Genomic DNA, 15,002 nt, shown 5'->3' with positions numbered 1-15,002 from the left:
TGGCGAAGTTCTCGGTGAGTGCCTCGATGACGGGGCGCCACACCGGCTCCGGCAGGTCGTGGCCCATACCGTCCACGACGACGAACCTCGCGCCCGCGATCACCCTGGCCAGGGTGCGGCCGTTGCGCGGCCGCACCATCGGGTCGTTGGTGCCGTGGACGACGATCGTCGGCGCGGTGATGCTGCGGGTGTAGCGCAACAGGCTGCCCGTGCCGAGGATGGCGTCGAACTGGCGCAGCATGCCCTGCGGGTAATTGCTTCGGGCGCGCAAATCTTCGACGCGGCGCCGCAGCACATCCGCCGACGGTAAGAAGTTGGGGCCGTTGATGATCGAGATGCTGCGCATTTCGGCGGCCAGCCGCTCCTCCCACGGCGCGTCTTTGCGGGCCCGCCGAAGGCCAGCTTGATGACCCGCCACCGCGGCACCGCCGAGAGTAATCGGTTCGAACTGGACATCAGCAGCCCGAGCGACGCCAGGCGGTCGGGATGGCTGCCCGCAAGCACCTGCGCGATCATTCCGCCCATCGATGCGCCGACGACGTGAACTCGCTCGATGCCGAGGTGGTCGAGCAGGCCTCGCACGTCGTCGGCCATGTCGACGAGTGTGTAAGGCACTTCGCTGCGGCGACCCGTCACGTGGCGCAGCACTCGCCGGTACACCGAGCCGCCGGCCTTCGTGCCGTGCATCTTGGTCGACAGGCCGGTGTCGCGGTGGTCGAACCGGACGACCCGATAGCCCTGCCCGACCAACTGAGCGCAGAACCCGTCCGGCCACATCGGCAACTGGGCGCCGACGCCCATGATCAGCAACACGGGCGGGGCGTCGGGATCGCACCGCGCACGCGAGGAACGGGACGGGCGAAGGTCCTCGTAGAACAACTCCACGTCGCCGCAGGGCGCGGTGCCCGTTCGGGTCTGCACGGAGTCCTTTCTACCGTCCTGCTACGCCGGCTTCTTCCACGGCTTGATCCAGTCGGTTTCCGGCCAGCCCTCGATGCCGGCCATCAATTCGTACATAGTTGCCCCGTCGATGGATTCGCGGATGATGTCGCAGTGACCGGCGTGCCGGGTCAGCTCCTCGACGAGATGCATCGCCACCCAGCGCACGTTCCAGAAGTCCAGATCCTGCGGGAACCACGGCACATCATGCGGGACGGGCACCGCGGCGTCGAGGTCGGCTTCTCCGAAGATCCGTAGCGTCTCCTCGTTCTGCGCGCGTAGCCGCTCGAGCAGTTCGGCAAGAGTTTCGTCGTCGCGCATCAGGTACTGGTCCTGGTATTCGGCCGCCTGCTCGTCGAACGGTCGGTCGTCGCGCGGCGGCGAACCAGGCGCTGCCGTCACGCGCGCCATCCAGCTGCGCTGCACACCGGTGGCGTGTTTGACGAGTCCGCCGATCGACAGCGCGCTCACCGACGGCTTGGACCGGGCCTGATCGTCGGTCAGCCCATAGGCGACTGCGAAAAAGGCGTTCTGATTGAACCTGAGAAACTCGATCAACGTCTGGCGCTCGTCCTTGGCGGGTGAGGGCATACCTGGCACGGCTACTTCTCCTTCTTCTCGGGGCTGTTGGCGTAAAGGTCTCGGATGCAGGCAATTTCAGCGCCGTGGTGAATCATCTCCCGGTTGATGTGCAGGACCAGCGTCATGAACGGATAGTCGGCAAACGGTCCCTCGGCGGGTCCGCAGGCCCGATCAAGCTCGTCGTCGCCCAGGGCGCGCACGCCGGCGATCCAATCCTCATAGGCGTCGTCGAGCTGACGCAGCGCAGTAGCCGCGTCGGTGGCGTACGGCCAGCTTTGGTAGTCCGCGGGTGGCCCGGCGAAGTGCGAGTGGTTGCGCATCGCCAGCACTCCGACGATGACGTGCGCGAGCCGCCACGCAATGGTGGTGAACGGTACGGGCTCGGGCGCCGGGTGTTCGAAGTCGATCGAACCGTCGGAATGCACGGTCCAACAGTGCGGCACCGGGCACCAGAAGTACTCGTCATCGGTCAGCCCGTCGAGCCGCGGCCGGAGCTGGTGCGTCCAGTGAAAGTCGAGCTGGTCGGCGAGTTGGCCAACTGTGTTCTGGTTCGCTTTCGCACTCATGACACCAACCTCTCATCGATATAGGACAGATTCTGTCCTAAGACTGTGCGAGTCTGGAAAACGTGTCCGAGACGACGAGCCGGGTCTTGCAACTGCTCGGTTTGCTTCAGTCGCGGCGGGTGTGGTCGGGTGAGCAGCTCGCCGAGCGGCTCGGTGTGACCACCCGAAGCGTGCGCCGAGATGTCGAACGGCTGCGTGACCTGGGCTATCCGGTGCTCGCGAGCAAGGGCCACGGCGGCGGCTATCAGCTGGCAGCGGGAGCCGCGCTGCCGCCGCTTCTGCTGGATCCCGACGAGGCGGTGGCGATGGCAGTGTGCCTGCGGTTGGCCGCAGGTGGCAGCGTCGCCGGTGTCGGCGAATCCGCCCTGCGGGCGCTGAGCAAGCTGGACCAGGTGATGCCGTCGCGGCTGCGTTTACAGGTCTCGGCGGTGCACGAGGCCACCGTCACGCTCACCTGGGATTCTTCCGATTCGCCCGTCGAGCCCGATCTGCTGATGACTCTGGCGCGCGCCTGCCGCGACCACGAACACGTGTCGGCGTCCTATGTCGATCGCGCAGGCAACGCCACCGAGCGGCGGCTGGAGCCCTATCAGCTCGTCACGACGGGAAAGCGCTGGTATCTATTGGCGTTCGACCGCGACCGCGAGGACTGGCGCAGCCTGCGACTGGACCGGATGCACGATGTCCAAGCGAGAGCTACCACCTTCGTGGCCAGGGACGCGCCCGACGCCGCGGCGTACGTCCGACGGTCGATCAGCGCTTCGCCGTACCGATATGTTGCCCGCGTTCGCTACTCCGCTCCGGAAGAGCTAGTGGCACGGCACTTCTCGCCGTCGTCGGTGACTATCGAACCGGACGGTCCCGACGCCTGCATCGTCACTGCGGGCGCAGACGACCCGGAGCGGATGGTGTTCTATTTCGCGACCGTCGGCGCCGACTTCGAGGTGCTCGAACCGCCCGAAGTGGCCATTGCGGTTCAGTCGGTTGCTGACCGGTTACGGCGTGCTGCCAGCAGTCCGTGACGGGCGCGTCTGGCCGCAGACCCGCGCAGGCGCAGGCGAAGCAGCAGCAGTCGGCGGTGCGCCTCGAAACCCACCGAGAGCGGGTCGGACCAGGTGCGTGAGCCGCCAGACGTCTTGTGTTCAGTCGTCATGATGCGTCCATTGTGGCACTTCGCGGCCAATGGTGCAGGCGGCACGCCGTGATCTGCGTAATGAGATCTCAATCGAAATGAACTGCGGCCCAACCGCACTCAACGCAGCGGCGACGAAACGGCATATGTGACATTGATAGCGGTGTGACGATGCTCACCCTGCACAGCATCAAGCGGTGATACCCAGCCGTTCGGCGAGCACCAGAAACGCCACCGCGAAGTCGTTTTCGGCGGTGTCCGCACGCAACCGGACCCAGTCGACCTGTTCGCGCACCGCCCGAACGGCAGGCAGCAGCGCGGCGAAATCGCAGTGATGTTCGTTGAGCGAGTTCAGCTTCTCCACGAGCACCTTCGTCGGCGGAAGCACCCGCATCCTGATCGCGAGCACGTCGAACTCGTGCGCCGAGGCGATCATGTCCGCGTCCACCGGCGTTCCGTTGAGCTGGTGCAGCACGTCGATGACGAACTCCTGCGCGACGCACGCCTTGAACAGCCAGTCCTCCGGCGTGCGCTCGATGCGGAAACCCGCCTTTTCCAGCGTCAGCGCCGCCGCCTCGGTGTCCTGCTCCGCGACGACGAAGTCCACGTCATGCACCGGTTCGGGACCGCCATAGGCCCATAGCGCGTAACTACCGGCCAGCGCGAAGTCCGGACCGTGCGCCTTCAACGCCGAAGCTCCCTGTTTGAGCGCCTCACGCAGGTGGGTGTTCGTCATGGTGGGTACCTAGTACCCATGCAGATGCGAATGGCCACCTTCAACATCCTGCACGGACGCAGCGTCCACGACGGCGCCGTCGAACTCGACCGGCTCGAGGAATCCGTTCGCCGAATCGACGCCGACGTGCTGGCCTTGCAGGAAGTCGACTGCGATCAGCCGCGGTCGGCGATGGCCGACCTGACCGCGCTGGCGGCTCAGGCGATGGGCGCGGTGACGCACCGGTTCGTCGCGGCGATCGCCGGAACACCGGGGGCGACGTGGATGGCGGCGACGGGCCGAGAACAACCGGGCACGGCGGCCTACGGCATCGCGCTGCTGTCCCGGTTCCCGGTGCAGAGCTGGCAGGTGGTGCGTCTGCCGCGGATCCCGATGACCTTCCCGATGTACCTGCGCGAGCCCAACAAGGTGCTGATGGTCAACGAGGAACCGCGTGCCGCGATGGTCGCGCGACTGGAGACCCCGCTGGGACCGATGACGGTCGCCAACACCCACCTGTCGTTCGTGCCCGGCTGGAATCGTGTGCAGCTGCGTCACCTGGTCCGCGATTTGCGCGGGTTCGGCGGACCACGCGTGCTGATGGGCGACCTCAACATGACGCCCCTGAGAACCAAGCGGTGGTGCGGTATGCGGTCGCTGGGTTCGGGTCCGACCTTCCCGAGCGACAACCCAGAACGTCAGCTCGACCACATCCTCACCGACGATCCGACGCTGCAGGCCGTCGCTTCCCAGGTTCTCGAACTGCCGATCTCGGATCATCGCGCACTCGTTGTGGACGTTTCGCGGCCCTGACTACGTAGGGTGGCGGTCGTGGCGTTCGGCGTGACCTCCGCTGAGTCGACGGACCTCTTCGTGGGGCCGCCGGATGTGCCGTTGCAAGTCGTCAGGGTCACCCATACCGGCGGCACGTCGCAGATCGTCGTCGAGGGCGACGGCCTCACGACACCCGGGCCGCCACGGGCTGACCCGGCAGGCGGCGTGGCCGAGGTGCCTGTCGTGGTCAGCCACGCGATACCCGGCGAACGTCGCGCGGCGCGCGTGCTGTGTGAGGGCACCAGCACCGACTTCGAGTTCGTCGTCGCCGAGCGGGGCTGGACGATGTTCATGGTCAGCCACTTCCACTACGACCCGGTGTGGTGGAACACGCAGGCTGCCTATACCAGCCTCTGGACCGAGGAGCCGCCGGGCCGGGGCCGGCAGACCAACGGGTTGAATTTGGTGGCCGCCCACCTCGAAATGGCGCGCAGGGAACCGGAATACAAGTTCGTGCTCGCCGAGGTCGACTATCTCAAGCCCTACTGGGACACCCACCCGGAGGATCGCGCCGATCTCCGCCGGTTCATCGGAGACGGCCGCATCGAGATCATGGGCGGCACCTACAACGAGCCGAACACCAACCTGACCAGTCCCGAGACGACGATCCGCAATTTCGTGGCTGGCATCGGTTTTCAACGCGACGTCGTGGGGGCCAAGCCGGCGACGGCGTGGCAGCTCGACGTGTTCGGCCACGATCCCCAGTTCCCCGGCATGGCCGCCGATGCCGGCTTGACGTCCAGCTCGTGGGCGCGCGGGCCGCACCACCAATGGGGCCCGATGCAAAACCAGGGTGATCCCGAGCGCATGCAGTTCTCCAGCGAGTTCGAGTGGATCTCCCCGTCGGGCCGCGGGCTGCTGACTCATTACATGCCCGCGCACTATTCGGCCGGCTGGTGGATGGATTCGTCGGCGACCCTCGAAGAGGCGGAAACCGCGACCTACGAACTGTTCTCGACGCTGAAGAAGGTTGCGTTGACGCGCAACGTGCTGCTGCCGGTCGGCACCGACTACACGCCGCCGAACAAGTGGGTCACCGAGATCCACCGCGACTGGAACGAGCGCTACACCTGGCCGCGGTTCGTCTGCGGGCTGCCGCGGGAGTTCTTCGCGTCGGTGCGGGCTGAGCTGAACGAGAGGGGAATCGAGCCGTCACCGCAGACTCGCGACATGAACCCGATCTACACCGGCAAGGACGTCTCCTTCATCGACACCAAGCAGGCCAACCGCGACGCCGAGAACGCGGTGCTCGACGGCGAGCGGTTCGCCGTGTTCGCCGAGCTGCTTGGTGGCGCCACCTATCCGCAGGCCGCGCTGGAGAAGGCGTGGGTGCAGCTGGCCTACGGCGCACACCACGACGCCATCACCGGTTCGGAGTCCGACCAGGTGTACCTGGACCTGCTGACGGGCTGGCGCGATGCATGGGAGCTGGGGCGCGCGACTCGCGATAATGCGCTGGCCGTGATCTCCACCGCTGTCGAAGGATCGGCGGTGGCGTGGAATACGCTGGCGCACAGCAGAACCGATATGGTTACGGCGCGGCTGGACGAGCCGTTCGGCGACCGTGTGCAAGTGACCGACGCCGACGGCAACGAGTTGCCTACGCTGGTCGAGCATGGCGGCCGGTCGGTCACCTGGCTGGCGCGCGACATCCCGTCGCTCGGCTGGCGCGCCTACCATCTGACGGCAGGTCCTGCGGATGCGGGCTGGGAAACCCTCAGCGGCAACGAGATCGGCAACGAGCGTTATCGTCTGCGGGTCGACCCGGCGCGTGGCGGAGCGGTGTCGTCGCTCACCGACGACGGCCGTGAACTGCTCGCCGACGGTAAGGTGGGCAACGAGTTGGCGGTCTATGACGAGTATCCCGCGCATCCAGAGGCGGGCGAGGGACCCTGGCATCTGCTGCCCAAGGGCCCGGTGGTGCTCTCGTCGAGCACCCCCGCAGACTCCGTGCACCGCTACCGGTGCACGCTCGGCGAGCGACTGGTCGTGCGGGGACGGATCGGTTCGGTGCTGCGCTACACCCAGACGTTGACGCTGTGGCACGGCATCCCTCGCCTGGACTGCAGCACCACGATCGACGAGTTCACCGGCGAGGACAAACTGCTGCGCCTGCGCTGGCCGTGCCCCATCCCCGGGGCGATGCCGGTGAGCGAGGTCGGCGACGCGGTGATCGGGCGCGGCTTCGCACTGCTGCACGAGCCCGGCTCCGACGAGTCCGTCGACACCGCGAAACACCCTTACACGCTGGATAATCCGGCCTACGGGTGGTTCGGGCTGTCAGCGGCGATGCGGGTGCGCGTCGGCCAGTCCGTACGGGCCGTTTCGGTCGCCGAGGTGGTGTTGCCGGCCGAGGACACGTCGGCGCCCTTGGCCCGCGACCTCATGGTGGCGTTGGTCCGCGCCGGCGTAACGGCCACCTGCAGCAGTGCCGACACGCCGCGCTACGGAGACCTCGACGTCGACTCGAACCTCCCGGATGCCCGGATCGCGCTCGGCGGGCCGGATCAGAACTCCTTCACGGCCGCCGTATTGGCCGAGGCCGACCCCGCCTACAGCGACGAGCTCAAGCGTCAACTGCACGCGACCGGCTCGGCCAGGGTGTGGGTGCCCGCCGCCGCACCACTGGCGGCGACGTGGCGGCCCGGTGCGAACCTGCGCGGTGTGCGGGCCTTGCCCGTGCTCGTCGTCGCAGGCGACGACGTCGACGAGGCCGTCGCCTCGATCGTCGAAGACCTCGCCGACGCCGAGATCTCGGTCGATCAACAGGTGCCGTCGGACATCGAGGCGTTCGAGCGGCGAACGGTAGCGGTGCTGAACCGCGGGGTGCCCAGCTTCGCCGTCGACGCCGACGGCACCCTGCACACGTCGTTGATGCGCTCGTGCACCGGCTGGCCGGCCGGGGTGTGGATGGACCCGCAGCCGCGTCGGACCGCGCCCGACGGCTCGAGCTTCCAACTGCAGCACTGGACCCACACCTTCGACTATGCGTTGGTATCCGGCGACGGTGACTGGCGCGCGGCCGCCGTCCCGAACCGCAGTGCGGAGTTCTCCCATCCGCTGCTGACCGTCGTCGGAAAGGGCAGCACCACAGGCGGATTGCCCAGCTGGGGCTCGCTGGTGGAGATCGAGCCCGCGGGCACTGTTCAACTAGCCGCGTTGAAGGCGGCGGGCAACCCGCTGGCATCCGGTCTCTCCCAGCCCGTCGACCCCACGGAAGCGGTGGCGATGCGGCTCGTCGAAACAGTCGGGGCGACAACCGATGTCGCGATCACGTCGGGCCTGCACAGTGTGTCGTCGGCGTCACGCGTGAACCTGCTCGAGGAACCCGGCCTGCAGAAGCACCGAGCCTTCGAAGGCTTGACCCTGCACGGATACGAGATCGCCACCGTGCTGACCCGCCTCAACATGCCGCGACTCGTTGAAGCCGACCACACGCAGCTCGCGCCGGAAGCGGAGGCGGCACAGCCCTTGTATGCCCGCTACTGGCTGCACAACCGCGGCCCGGCGCCGCTCGGCGGGCTGCCCGCCGTCGCGCACCTGCACCCGCAGGCGACCGTCGCCGAGCCCAATGACACTGTCGTGCTCCGGCTCACCGCGGCCAGCGACTGCACCGACTCGGTGTTGCACGGCACGGTGCGCTTGGCATGTCCCGACGGATGGTCCGCGAGCCCGGCCACGCTGCCGTTCGTGCTGCCCAGCGGCGAACACCTGGAGGCCGACGTCGAGCTGACGATGCCGCAGGACACTGCGCCGGGGCTCTATCCGATCCGCGCTCAACTCGTCGTCACCGGCGACGACGCGGCGTCGATGCCCGCGTCGTGGCGGCAGATGGTCGAGGATGTCGCGACGGTGTCGGTCGGCACCCCGCGCGAGGACAACGAAATCGTCTACCTCATCGGCGAGCCGGCGGATGTCGGGGTGGTCGCGGGAGAGACCGCGCGGCTCGCGGTGACCGTCGGCACCTCGGCGGGTGCGAGCCTGTCGCTGGAGGCGCACCTGATCAGCCCGTGGGGCACATGGGAGTGGATCGGTCCAGCGGCGCAGGGCGCGGTGCTCACACCCGGCGAGACGGTGGAACTCGGCTTCGATGTCGCCCCGCCGCCATGGGTGCAGCCGGGCCAGTGGTGGGCGCTGGTGCGGGTGGGTTGCGCCGGACGGCTGCTCTACTCGCCTGCCGTCCGGGTGACGGTCCGATGAGCCACCCGCATGACGCCGCAACCGTTGGCGGTCGGGGTGTACCGGTCGCCGACGTCGACGCGCGGGAGGAGCGACTGCGGGCGGCCGTGCCCGCCGCTGCGCTGCCTCGCGTGGGCACCAGCGAAGGCAGGCAGTTGCGCCGCTGGCTGACGCAGCTGCTGGTGACCGAGCGGCTGATCGCCACCGAGGCCGCCGCCATGGGGCTGAGCGCGGCCGGTGCGCCCGCCGAAGCTCAACTGCTGCCGGATAATTCGGCCCGGCTCGAGATCGGCAGCGTCGCCGCGGCGGCACTGGCCGACCCGCTCGCCAGAGCGATGTTCGTCCACGTCACAGCCGGCGTCGACGTCACCGACGCCGATGTGGCCGATTATCACGCCCGCAACCCGCTGCGGTTCGCCAAGCCGTCGGACGCCGGAAACGGTTGGTGCACAGCGACAGTCGATGTGCCGCCGTTGGACGCCGTGCGCCCATCGATCGTCGGACACCTTCGCGGTGCCGCACGTCGGCGTGCCTTCCGGCTGTGGCTCGACGCGCGACGGGCCGAGCTGGTGCGGCTGGCCGCCGGCTACGAGCATCCCGGCGATCCCGGCCAGCCCGACAACACGCACAGGCACTGATGCCCGCCGCGGCGCTGGCAATCGACATCGGCGGCACGAAGATCGCCGTCGGGTTGGTCGCTGACGACGGCGAACTCGGCCACCACGCCCAGTTGCCGACGCCGGACGGTGACGCCGAGGCGATCTGGACGGTGGTCGACACGTTGGTCACGGAGGCGGTTGCCGCCGCGGGGGGTTACGTCCGCGGTGTCGGCATCGCGTCGGCGGGTCCCATCGACCTGCCGTCGGGCACCGTCAGCCCGATCAACATCCCGCAGTGGCACCGCTTTCCGATCGTCGAGCGGGTGACCGAATTGGTCGGCGCCCCGGCGCGGCTTGCTGGTGACGGCCTGTGCATGGCGATGGGCGAGCGGTGGCGTGGCGCAGGCCGCGGCGCGCACTTCATGCTCGGCATGGTGGTGTCGACGGGCGTCGGCGGCGGCCTGGTGCTCGACGGCGCACCCTACGACGGCCGCACCGGCAACGCCGGGCACGTCGGCCACGTCGTCGTCGACCCCGAGGGGGCACCGTGCACATGTGGCGGCCGGGGCTGCGTGGAGACGATCGCGTCGGGACCGAACATGGCGCGCTGGGCCCGCCAGAACGGCTGGACCGCGCCGCCGAAAGCGGACGCAAAGGAGCTCGCCGACGCCGCCAATGCGGGCGACCCGGTTGCACTGGCGGCTTTCCGTCGGGGCGCGACGGCCGTCGCCTCGATGATCGCCTCGGTCGGGGCCGTGTGCGACCTCGACCGCGTCGTCATCGGCGGGGGAGTGGCGAAGTCAGGGGCGCTGCTGTTCGATCCGGTTCGTGAGGTGCTCGCCGTGCACGCGGGCCTCGACTTCCTGCATGACCTCCAGGTGGTGCCCGCCGAGTTGGCCAACGCAGGCCTTATCGGCGCCGCAGCCTTGGTCCACACCGCACGCTCGTAACCCCGCGAGCGCGCGCAGACTGCCGCCGAATTGCGGAGTGTCTCCGTGCAGACGCGCACGCTCGCGGGGCGAGGGGATTCGCGGAATCGGCCGTTTTGGCTGATCGGTGGGCTGTCCGCTACTCTTGACCCGTTCCACCGAAGACCGTCGGTCACCGAGAAATCGGTTGAAGGTCCGGGATTGTCCGGGCGGCCCACGCAGGAGGACGAGGCAGTCGTGTTGTTGCGCGCCCCGACCATCTGCGTCGGGGCGTTCGTCGTTTCCGGCCCTGCTATCCGGCCCGCGGTCACAAACCACGAGGAGGCATGCATGGCCAGGGCTGACAAGGCCACCGCGGTTGCCGACATCGCCGAGCAGTTCAAGGGGTCGACGGCGACGCTCGTCACCGAGTACCGCGGACTGACGGTGGCCAACCTCAAGGACCTGCGCCGCTCGCTCGGTGACTCCGCTACCTACACCGTCGCCAAGAACACGCTCGTCAAGCGTGCCGCGGCGGACGCGGGTATCGAGGGCCTCGACGAGCTGTTCGTCGGCCCGACCGCGATCGCGTTCGTCACGGGCGAGGCGGTCGACGCGGCCAAGGCGATCAAGAGGTTCGCCAAGGACCACAAGGCGCTGGTCGTCAAGGGCGGCTACATGGACGGACGACCGCTGTCCGTCTCCGAGATCGACAAGATCGCCGATCTCGAATCCCGCGAGGTGCTGCTGGCCAAGCTGGCCGGCGCGATGTTGGCCAACCTGACCAAGGCAGCGGGGCTGTTCCAGGCTCCTGCGTCACAGGTCGCCCGGTTGGCTGCCGCACTGCAGGAGAAGAAGGCTGCAGAAGACGAAGCCGCGTAAATCACACTCACCCATCAGACAGAAGAAGAAGTAAGGAAGGACCAACACCATGGCAAAGCTGTCCACTGACGAACTGCTCGACGCGTTCAAGGAGCTGACCCTGCTCGAGCTATCCGAGTTCGTGAAGGCGTTCGAAGAGACCTTCGACGTCACGGCCGCCGCTCCGGTCGCCGTTGCGGCCGCCCCCGCCGCCGGTGGCGCTCCCGCCGAGGCCGCCGAGGAGCAGTCGGAGTTCGACGTCGTCCTTGAGGCCGCCGGTGACAAGAAGATCGGCGTCATCAAGGTGGTCCGCGAGATCGTTTCCGGCCTGGGTCTCAAGGAGGCCAAGGACCTGGTCGACAGCGCTCCCAAGCCGCTGCTGGAGAAGGTGACCAAGGACGCCGCCGACGAGGCCAGGACGAAACTAGAGGCCGCAGGCGCGACGGTTACCGTCAAGTAGTTTGACCACACACTGTGGGGCTGATCTGGCAAACAGGTCAGCCCCACAGTACTTTTTGCCGTCCGCGCTGGTCGGAGCCGAGATGTGACCTCCGACAAGTGTCCCCGGACCGGCGTCGTAAGCTACAGTGACTCAAGCCACAGGCGGGGAGCAGGTGGCGGAACAATTTACTGCGGAAGGATCTCGCGTGGGCATTGGCATTCAGGTCGAGGGACTGACGAAGTCCTTCGGGCCCCAGCGAATCTGGGAAGACGTCACGTTCGACGTCCCGCCGGGCGAGGTCAGCGTGCTGCTGGGCCCGTCGGGTACCGGTAAGTCGGTGTTCCTGAAGTCCCTGATCGGCCTGCTGCGCCCGGAGCGGGGCTCGATCGTCGTCGACGGCACCGACATCATCGAGTGCTCGGCCAAGGAGCTCTACGAGATCCGGACGCTGTTCGGCGTGATGTTCCAGGACGGCGCCCTGTTCGGCTCGATGAGCCTCTACGACAACACCGCTTTCCCCTTGCGTGAGCACACCAAGAAGAAGGAAAGCGAGATCCGCAACATCGTCATGGAGAAGCTCGAACTGGTCGGTTTGGGCGGTGACGAGACCAAGTTCCCCGGCGAGATCTCCGGCGGAATGCGCAAGCGCGCCGGCCTGGCACGTTCGCTGGTGCTCGACCCGCAGATCATCCTTTGCGACGAGCCCGACTCGGGGCTGGACCCGGTCCGTACCGCCTACCTGTCGCAGCTGCTGATCGACATCAATGCGCAGATCGACGCGACGATCCTGATCGTCACGCACAACATCAATATCGCCCGCACCGTGCCCGACAACATCGGCATGCTGTTCCGCAAGCACCTGGTGATGTTCGGTCCGCGTGAGGTGCTGCTGACCAGCGACGAGCCGGTAGTGCGGCAGTTCCTCAACGGTCGTCGCCTCGGCCCGATCGGCATGTCCGAGGAGAAGGACGAGTCGCAGATGGCCGAGGAGCAGGCCATGGTCGATGCCGGTCACCATGACGGTGGTGTCGAAGAGATCGAGGGCGTGCCACCGCAGATCCAGGCGACCCCGGGTATGCCGGAGCGTCAGGCCGTCGGCCGCCGTCAGGCGCGCGTTCGCGAAATCATGCACACGCTGCCGCCGAATGCGCAGGAAGCGATCCGTGACGACCTCGAGGGCACGCACCAGTACTCGGGGCACGAGTTCGGCGATCAGGAGACCGCGCGGCACCGCCAGGACGAGGCACCGACCGGCCGCATCCCGGTCGGCGAAGAGCGCTGACCTGAAAGTTGCAGTGAGCCGCTGGGTAGCGGCTCACTGACGTGCGCAGACGCTGCTCACGTCTTAGCGGACTCCCGGAGCGGTCGGCCGGCCTTCGGCCTGGCGAACCCAACCCCGGCGTCTTCGACACCGTGGCCCACGAGCTGACGGCTTCCTCCGGACTGCTGTCGAACATCAACTCGCCACCGATGTAGCGGTTGCTCAGGAAACCGGCGTCCTCGGGTAAATACTCCACATGCGACACGGCGTTATCTCTTGACGGGAAGGCTCCGACGGGCCAGTCTGTTGGGCAGCATGTGTAAACGGGTCGAGGTCGCCAGCCAGCGCCCGAGTTGATCCTGCATGCCGTAGTTGAGGAATACGCCGTCCTGCGCTATTGTTGGACGTTGCGCTGGCTGCCTCCTGCCCATCTACCGCCTCTGACATCGTGGTCCTAGGCTGAGCTCCTATCAGGCTCAGTGACTTAGGCGCGTGCCCCCTGTTTGGGGCCGTCTAGACACAGGAGATCGCCAGCCGAACCAACGCAGAGTTCGCGGCGTTAGGGACGGTGCACACCTTCCCGACAGTCGCATTAGGTGCTGGAAGGATGCATCTTGGCAGTCTCCCGCCAGAGCAGGTCCACTACTACTACCTCTAGCTCCGTACCCGGAGCACCGAATCGCATATCGTTCGCCAAGCTCCGAGAGCCTCTAGAGGTTCCCGGGCTACTTGAGGTGCAAACGCAGTCCTTCGAATGGCTTGTCGGCTCCGACCACTGGCGTGAGGTCGCCACCGCTCGCGGTGACGTCAACCCCGTCGGCGGCCTCGAGGAGGTGCTGACCGAGCTCTCGCCGATCGAGGACTTCTCCGGATCGATGTCGCTGTCGTTCTCCGACCCGCGCTTCGACGAGGTCAAGGCGCCGGTCGACGAGTGCAAAGACAAGGACATGACGTACGCGGCCCCGCTGTTCGTCACGGCCGAGTTCATCAACAACAACACCGGTGAGATCAAGAGCCAGACGGTGTTCATGGGTGACTTCCCGATGATGACCGAGAAAGGCACCTTCATCATCAACGGCACCGAGCGTGTCGTCGTCTCCCAGCTGGTCAGGTCGCCGGGCGTCTACTTCGACGAGGCCCGCGACAAGACCACCGACAAGACGCTGCACAGCGTCAAGGTGATTCCCGGCCGCGGTGCGTGGCTGGAGTTCGACGTCGACAAGCGCGACACCGTTGGTGTGCGCATCGACCGCAAGCGTCGTCAGCCGGTCACCGTGCTGCTGAAGGCGCTGGGTTGGAGCACCGAGCAGATCACGGAGCGCTTCGGCTTCTCCGAGATCATGATGTCGACGCTGGAGAAGGACAACACCGCAGGCACCGACGAGGCGCTGCTGGACATCTACCGCAAGCTGCGCCCGGGCGAGCCGCCGACCAAGGAGTCTGCGCAGACCCTCCTGGAGAACCTGTTCTTCAAGGAGAAGCGCTACGACCTGGCCCGGGTGGGCCGTTACAAGGTCAACAAGAAGCTCGGCCTCAACGTCGGTCAGCCGATCACGTCGTCGACGCTGAACGAAGAGGACGTCGTCGCGACCATCGAGTACCTGGTGCGGCTGCATGAGGGGCAGACGAGCATGACCGCCCCCGGCGGCGTCGAGGTGCCGGTAGAGGTGGACGACATCGACCACTTCGGCAACCGTCGCCTGCGTACCGTCGGCGAGCTGATCCAGAATCAGATCCGGGTCGGCCTGTCCCGCATGGAACGCGTCGTGCGCGAGCGCATGACCACCCAGGACGTCGAGGCGATCACGCCGCAGACCCTGATCAACATCCGTCCCGTGGTGGCGGCGATCAAGGAGTTCTTCGGCACCAGCCAGCTGTCGCAGTTCATGGACCAGAACAACCCGCTGTCGGGTCTGACCCACAAGCGCCGCCTTTCGGCGCTGGGCCCCGGCGGTCTGTCCCGTGAGCGCGCCGGCCTCGAGGT

Annotated in this window: 12 protein-coding genes and 1 pseudogene; 9 read left to right on the top strand and 4 right to left on the bottom strand. The window is 67.2% G+C overall.

All coding sequences use genetic code 11. The features are described from left to right. The 3 genes and pseudogenes from QOC76_RS07555 to QOC76_RS07545 all read right to left on the bottom strand — a co-directional run. Positions 1–921 (bottom strand): annotated as a pseudogene (locus tag QOC76_RS07555) (alpha/beta fold hydrolase); the annotation flags it as partial. Positions 922–942: 21 nt separating this feature from the next. Next, entirely contained in the window at positions 943–1,539 is a 597-nt protein-coding gene (locus tag QOC76_RS07550) for a DinB family protein (protein WP_526355798.1), read from the bottom strand. A gap of 2 nt (positions 1,540–1,541) precedes the next feature. Next, entirely contained in the window at positions 1,542–2,087 is a 546-nt protein-coding gene (locus tag QOC76_RS07545) for a DinB family protein (RefSeq protein ID WP_526355796.1), read from the bottom strand. 62 nt (positions 2,088–2,149) lie between these two features. Between QOC76_RS07545 and QOC76_RS07540 the strand changes: the two genes are divergently transcribed. Next, on the top strand, positions 2,150–3,109 hold the full coding sequence (locus QOC76_RS07540; RefSeq protein ID WP_526355794.1) for a helix-turn-helix transcriptional regulator: 960 nt from the start codon (positions 2,150–2,152) through the stop codon (positions 3,107–3,109). 300 nt (positions 3,110–3,409) lie between these two features. Here the strand turns inward: QOC76_RS07540 and QOC76_RS07535 are convergent, their stop codons facing one another. After that, complete coding sequence (locus QOC76_RS07535) at positions 3,410–3,955, bottom strand: nucleotidyltransferase (protein ID WP_526355792.1); 546 nt, start codon at positions 3,953–3,955, stop codon at positions 3,410–3,412. A gap of 24 nt (positions 3,956–3,979) precedes the next feature. On the opposite strand from QOC76_RS07535, the gene QOC76_RS07530 reads away from it, so the two are divergent. The 8 genes from QOC76_RS07530 to QOC76_RS07495 form a co-directional block, all read left to right on the top strand. Beyond that, positions 3,980–4,747, top strand: a complete 768-nt coding sequence (locus QOC76_RS07530) for an endonuclease/exonuclease/phosphatase family protein (protein ID WP_526355800.1) — start codon at positions 3,980–3,982, stop codon at positions 4,745–4,747. An 18-nt stretch (positions 4,748–4,765) separates the two neighbouring features. Beyond that, entirely contained in the window at positions 4,766–8,968 is a 4,203-nt protein-coding gene (locus QOC76_RS07525; RefSeq protein ID WP_526355790.1) for a glycoside hydrolase family 38 N-terminal domain-containing protein, read from the top strand. Then, positions 8,965–9,585: a DUF7158 domain-containing protein gene (locus tag QOC76_RS07520; protein WP_526355788.1), complete on the top strand. Its 621-nt coding sequence runs from the start codon at positions 8,965–8,967 to the stop codon at positions 9,583–9,585. Before QOC76_RS07525 ends, QOC76_RS07520 begins: the two co-directional genes overlap by 4 nt. Continuing rightward, the gene (locus QOC76_RS07515) at positions 9,585–10,496 is read left to right on the top strand and encodes an ROK family protein (RefSeq protein ID WP_526355786.1); all 912 of its coding nucleotides are present in this window, start codon (positions 9,585–9,587) and stop codon (positions 10,494–10,496) included. The genes QOC76_RS07520 and QOC76_RS07515 overlap by 1 nt, the downstream gene beginning before the upstream one ends. Before the next feature lie 309 nt (positions 10,497–10,805). Then, the gene (rplJ, locus tag QOC76_RS07510; RefSeq protein ID WP_526355784.1) at positions 10,806–11,336 is read left to right on the top strand and encodes a 50S ribosomal protein L10; all 531 of its coding nucleotides are present in this window, start codon (positions 10,806–10,808) and stop codon (positions 11,334–11,336) included. Positions 11,337–11,385: 49 nt separating this feature from the next. Next, a complete protein-coding gene (gene rplL / locus QOC76_RS07505; protein ID WP_526355782.1) occupies positions 11,386–11,775 on the top strand; it encodes a 50S ribosomal protein L7/L12 in 390 nt (129 codons plus the stop codon). Between the two features lie 187 nt (positions 11,776–11,962). Continuing rightward, a complete protein-coding gene (locus tag QOC76_RS07500; RefSeq protein WP_526355780.1) occupies positions 11,963–13,039 on the top strand; it encodes an ABC transporter ATP-binding protein in 1,077 nt (358 codons plus the stop codon). Between the two features lie 593 nt (positions 13,040–13,632). Continuing rightward, on the top strand, positions 13,633–15,002 hold a 1,370-nt coding region (locus QOC76_RS07495; protein ID WP_526355778.1), incomplete at its 3' end, for an RNA polymerDNA-directed RNA polymerase subunit B.

This window comes from Mycobacterium sp. (assembly GCF_032159565.1).
GTDB lineage: Bacteria > Actinomycetota > Actinomycetes > Mycobacteriales > Mycobacteriaceae > Mycobacterium.
This window is presented reverse-complemented; position numbering and strand designations above follow the sequence as displayed.

Excerpts from the sequence above, each read along its gene's own strand:
- QOC76_RS07545 (WP_526355796.1), bottom strand. The coding sequence starts at position 2,087 with ATGAGTGCGAAAGCGAACCAGAACACAGTTGGCCAACTCGCCGACCAG.
- QOC76_RS07535 (WP_526355792.1), bottom strand. The coding sequence starts at position 3,955 with ATGACGAACACCCACCTGCGTGAGGCGCTCAAACAGGGAGCTTCGGCG.
- QOC76_RS07530 (WP_526355800.1), top strand. The coding sequence starts at position 3,980 with ATGCGAATGGCCACCTTCAACATCCTGCACGGACGCAGCGTCCACGAC.
- QOC76_RS07520 (WP_526355788.1), top strand. The coding sequence starts at position 8,965 with ATGAGCCACCCGCATGACGCCGCAACCGTTGGCGGTCGGGGTGTACCG.
- QOC76_RS07515 (WP_526355786.1), top strand. The coding sequence starts at position 9,585 with ATGCCCGCCGCGGCGCTGGCAATCGACATCGGCGGCACGAAGATCGCC.
- rplJ (WP_526355784.1), top strand. The coding sequence starts at position 10,806 with ATGGCCAGGGCTGACAAGGCCACCGCGGTTGCCGACATCGCCGAGCAG.
- rplL (WP_526355782.1), top strand. The coding sequence starts at position 11,386 with ATGGCAAAGCTGTCCACTGACGAACTGCTCGACGCGTTCAAGGAGCTG.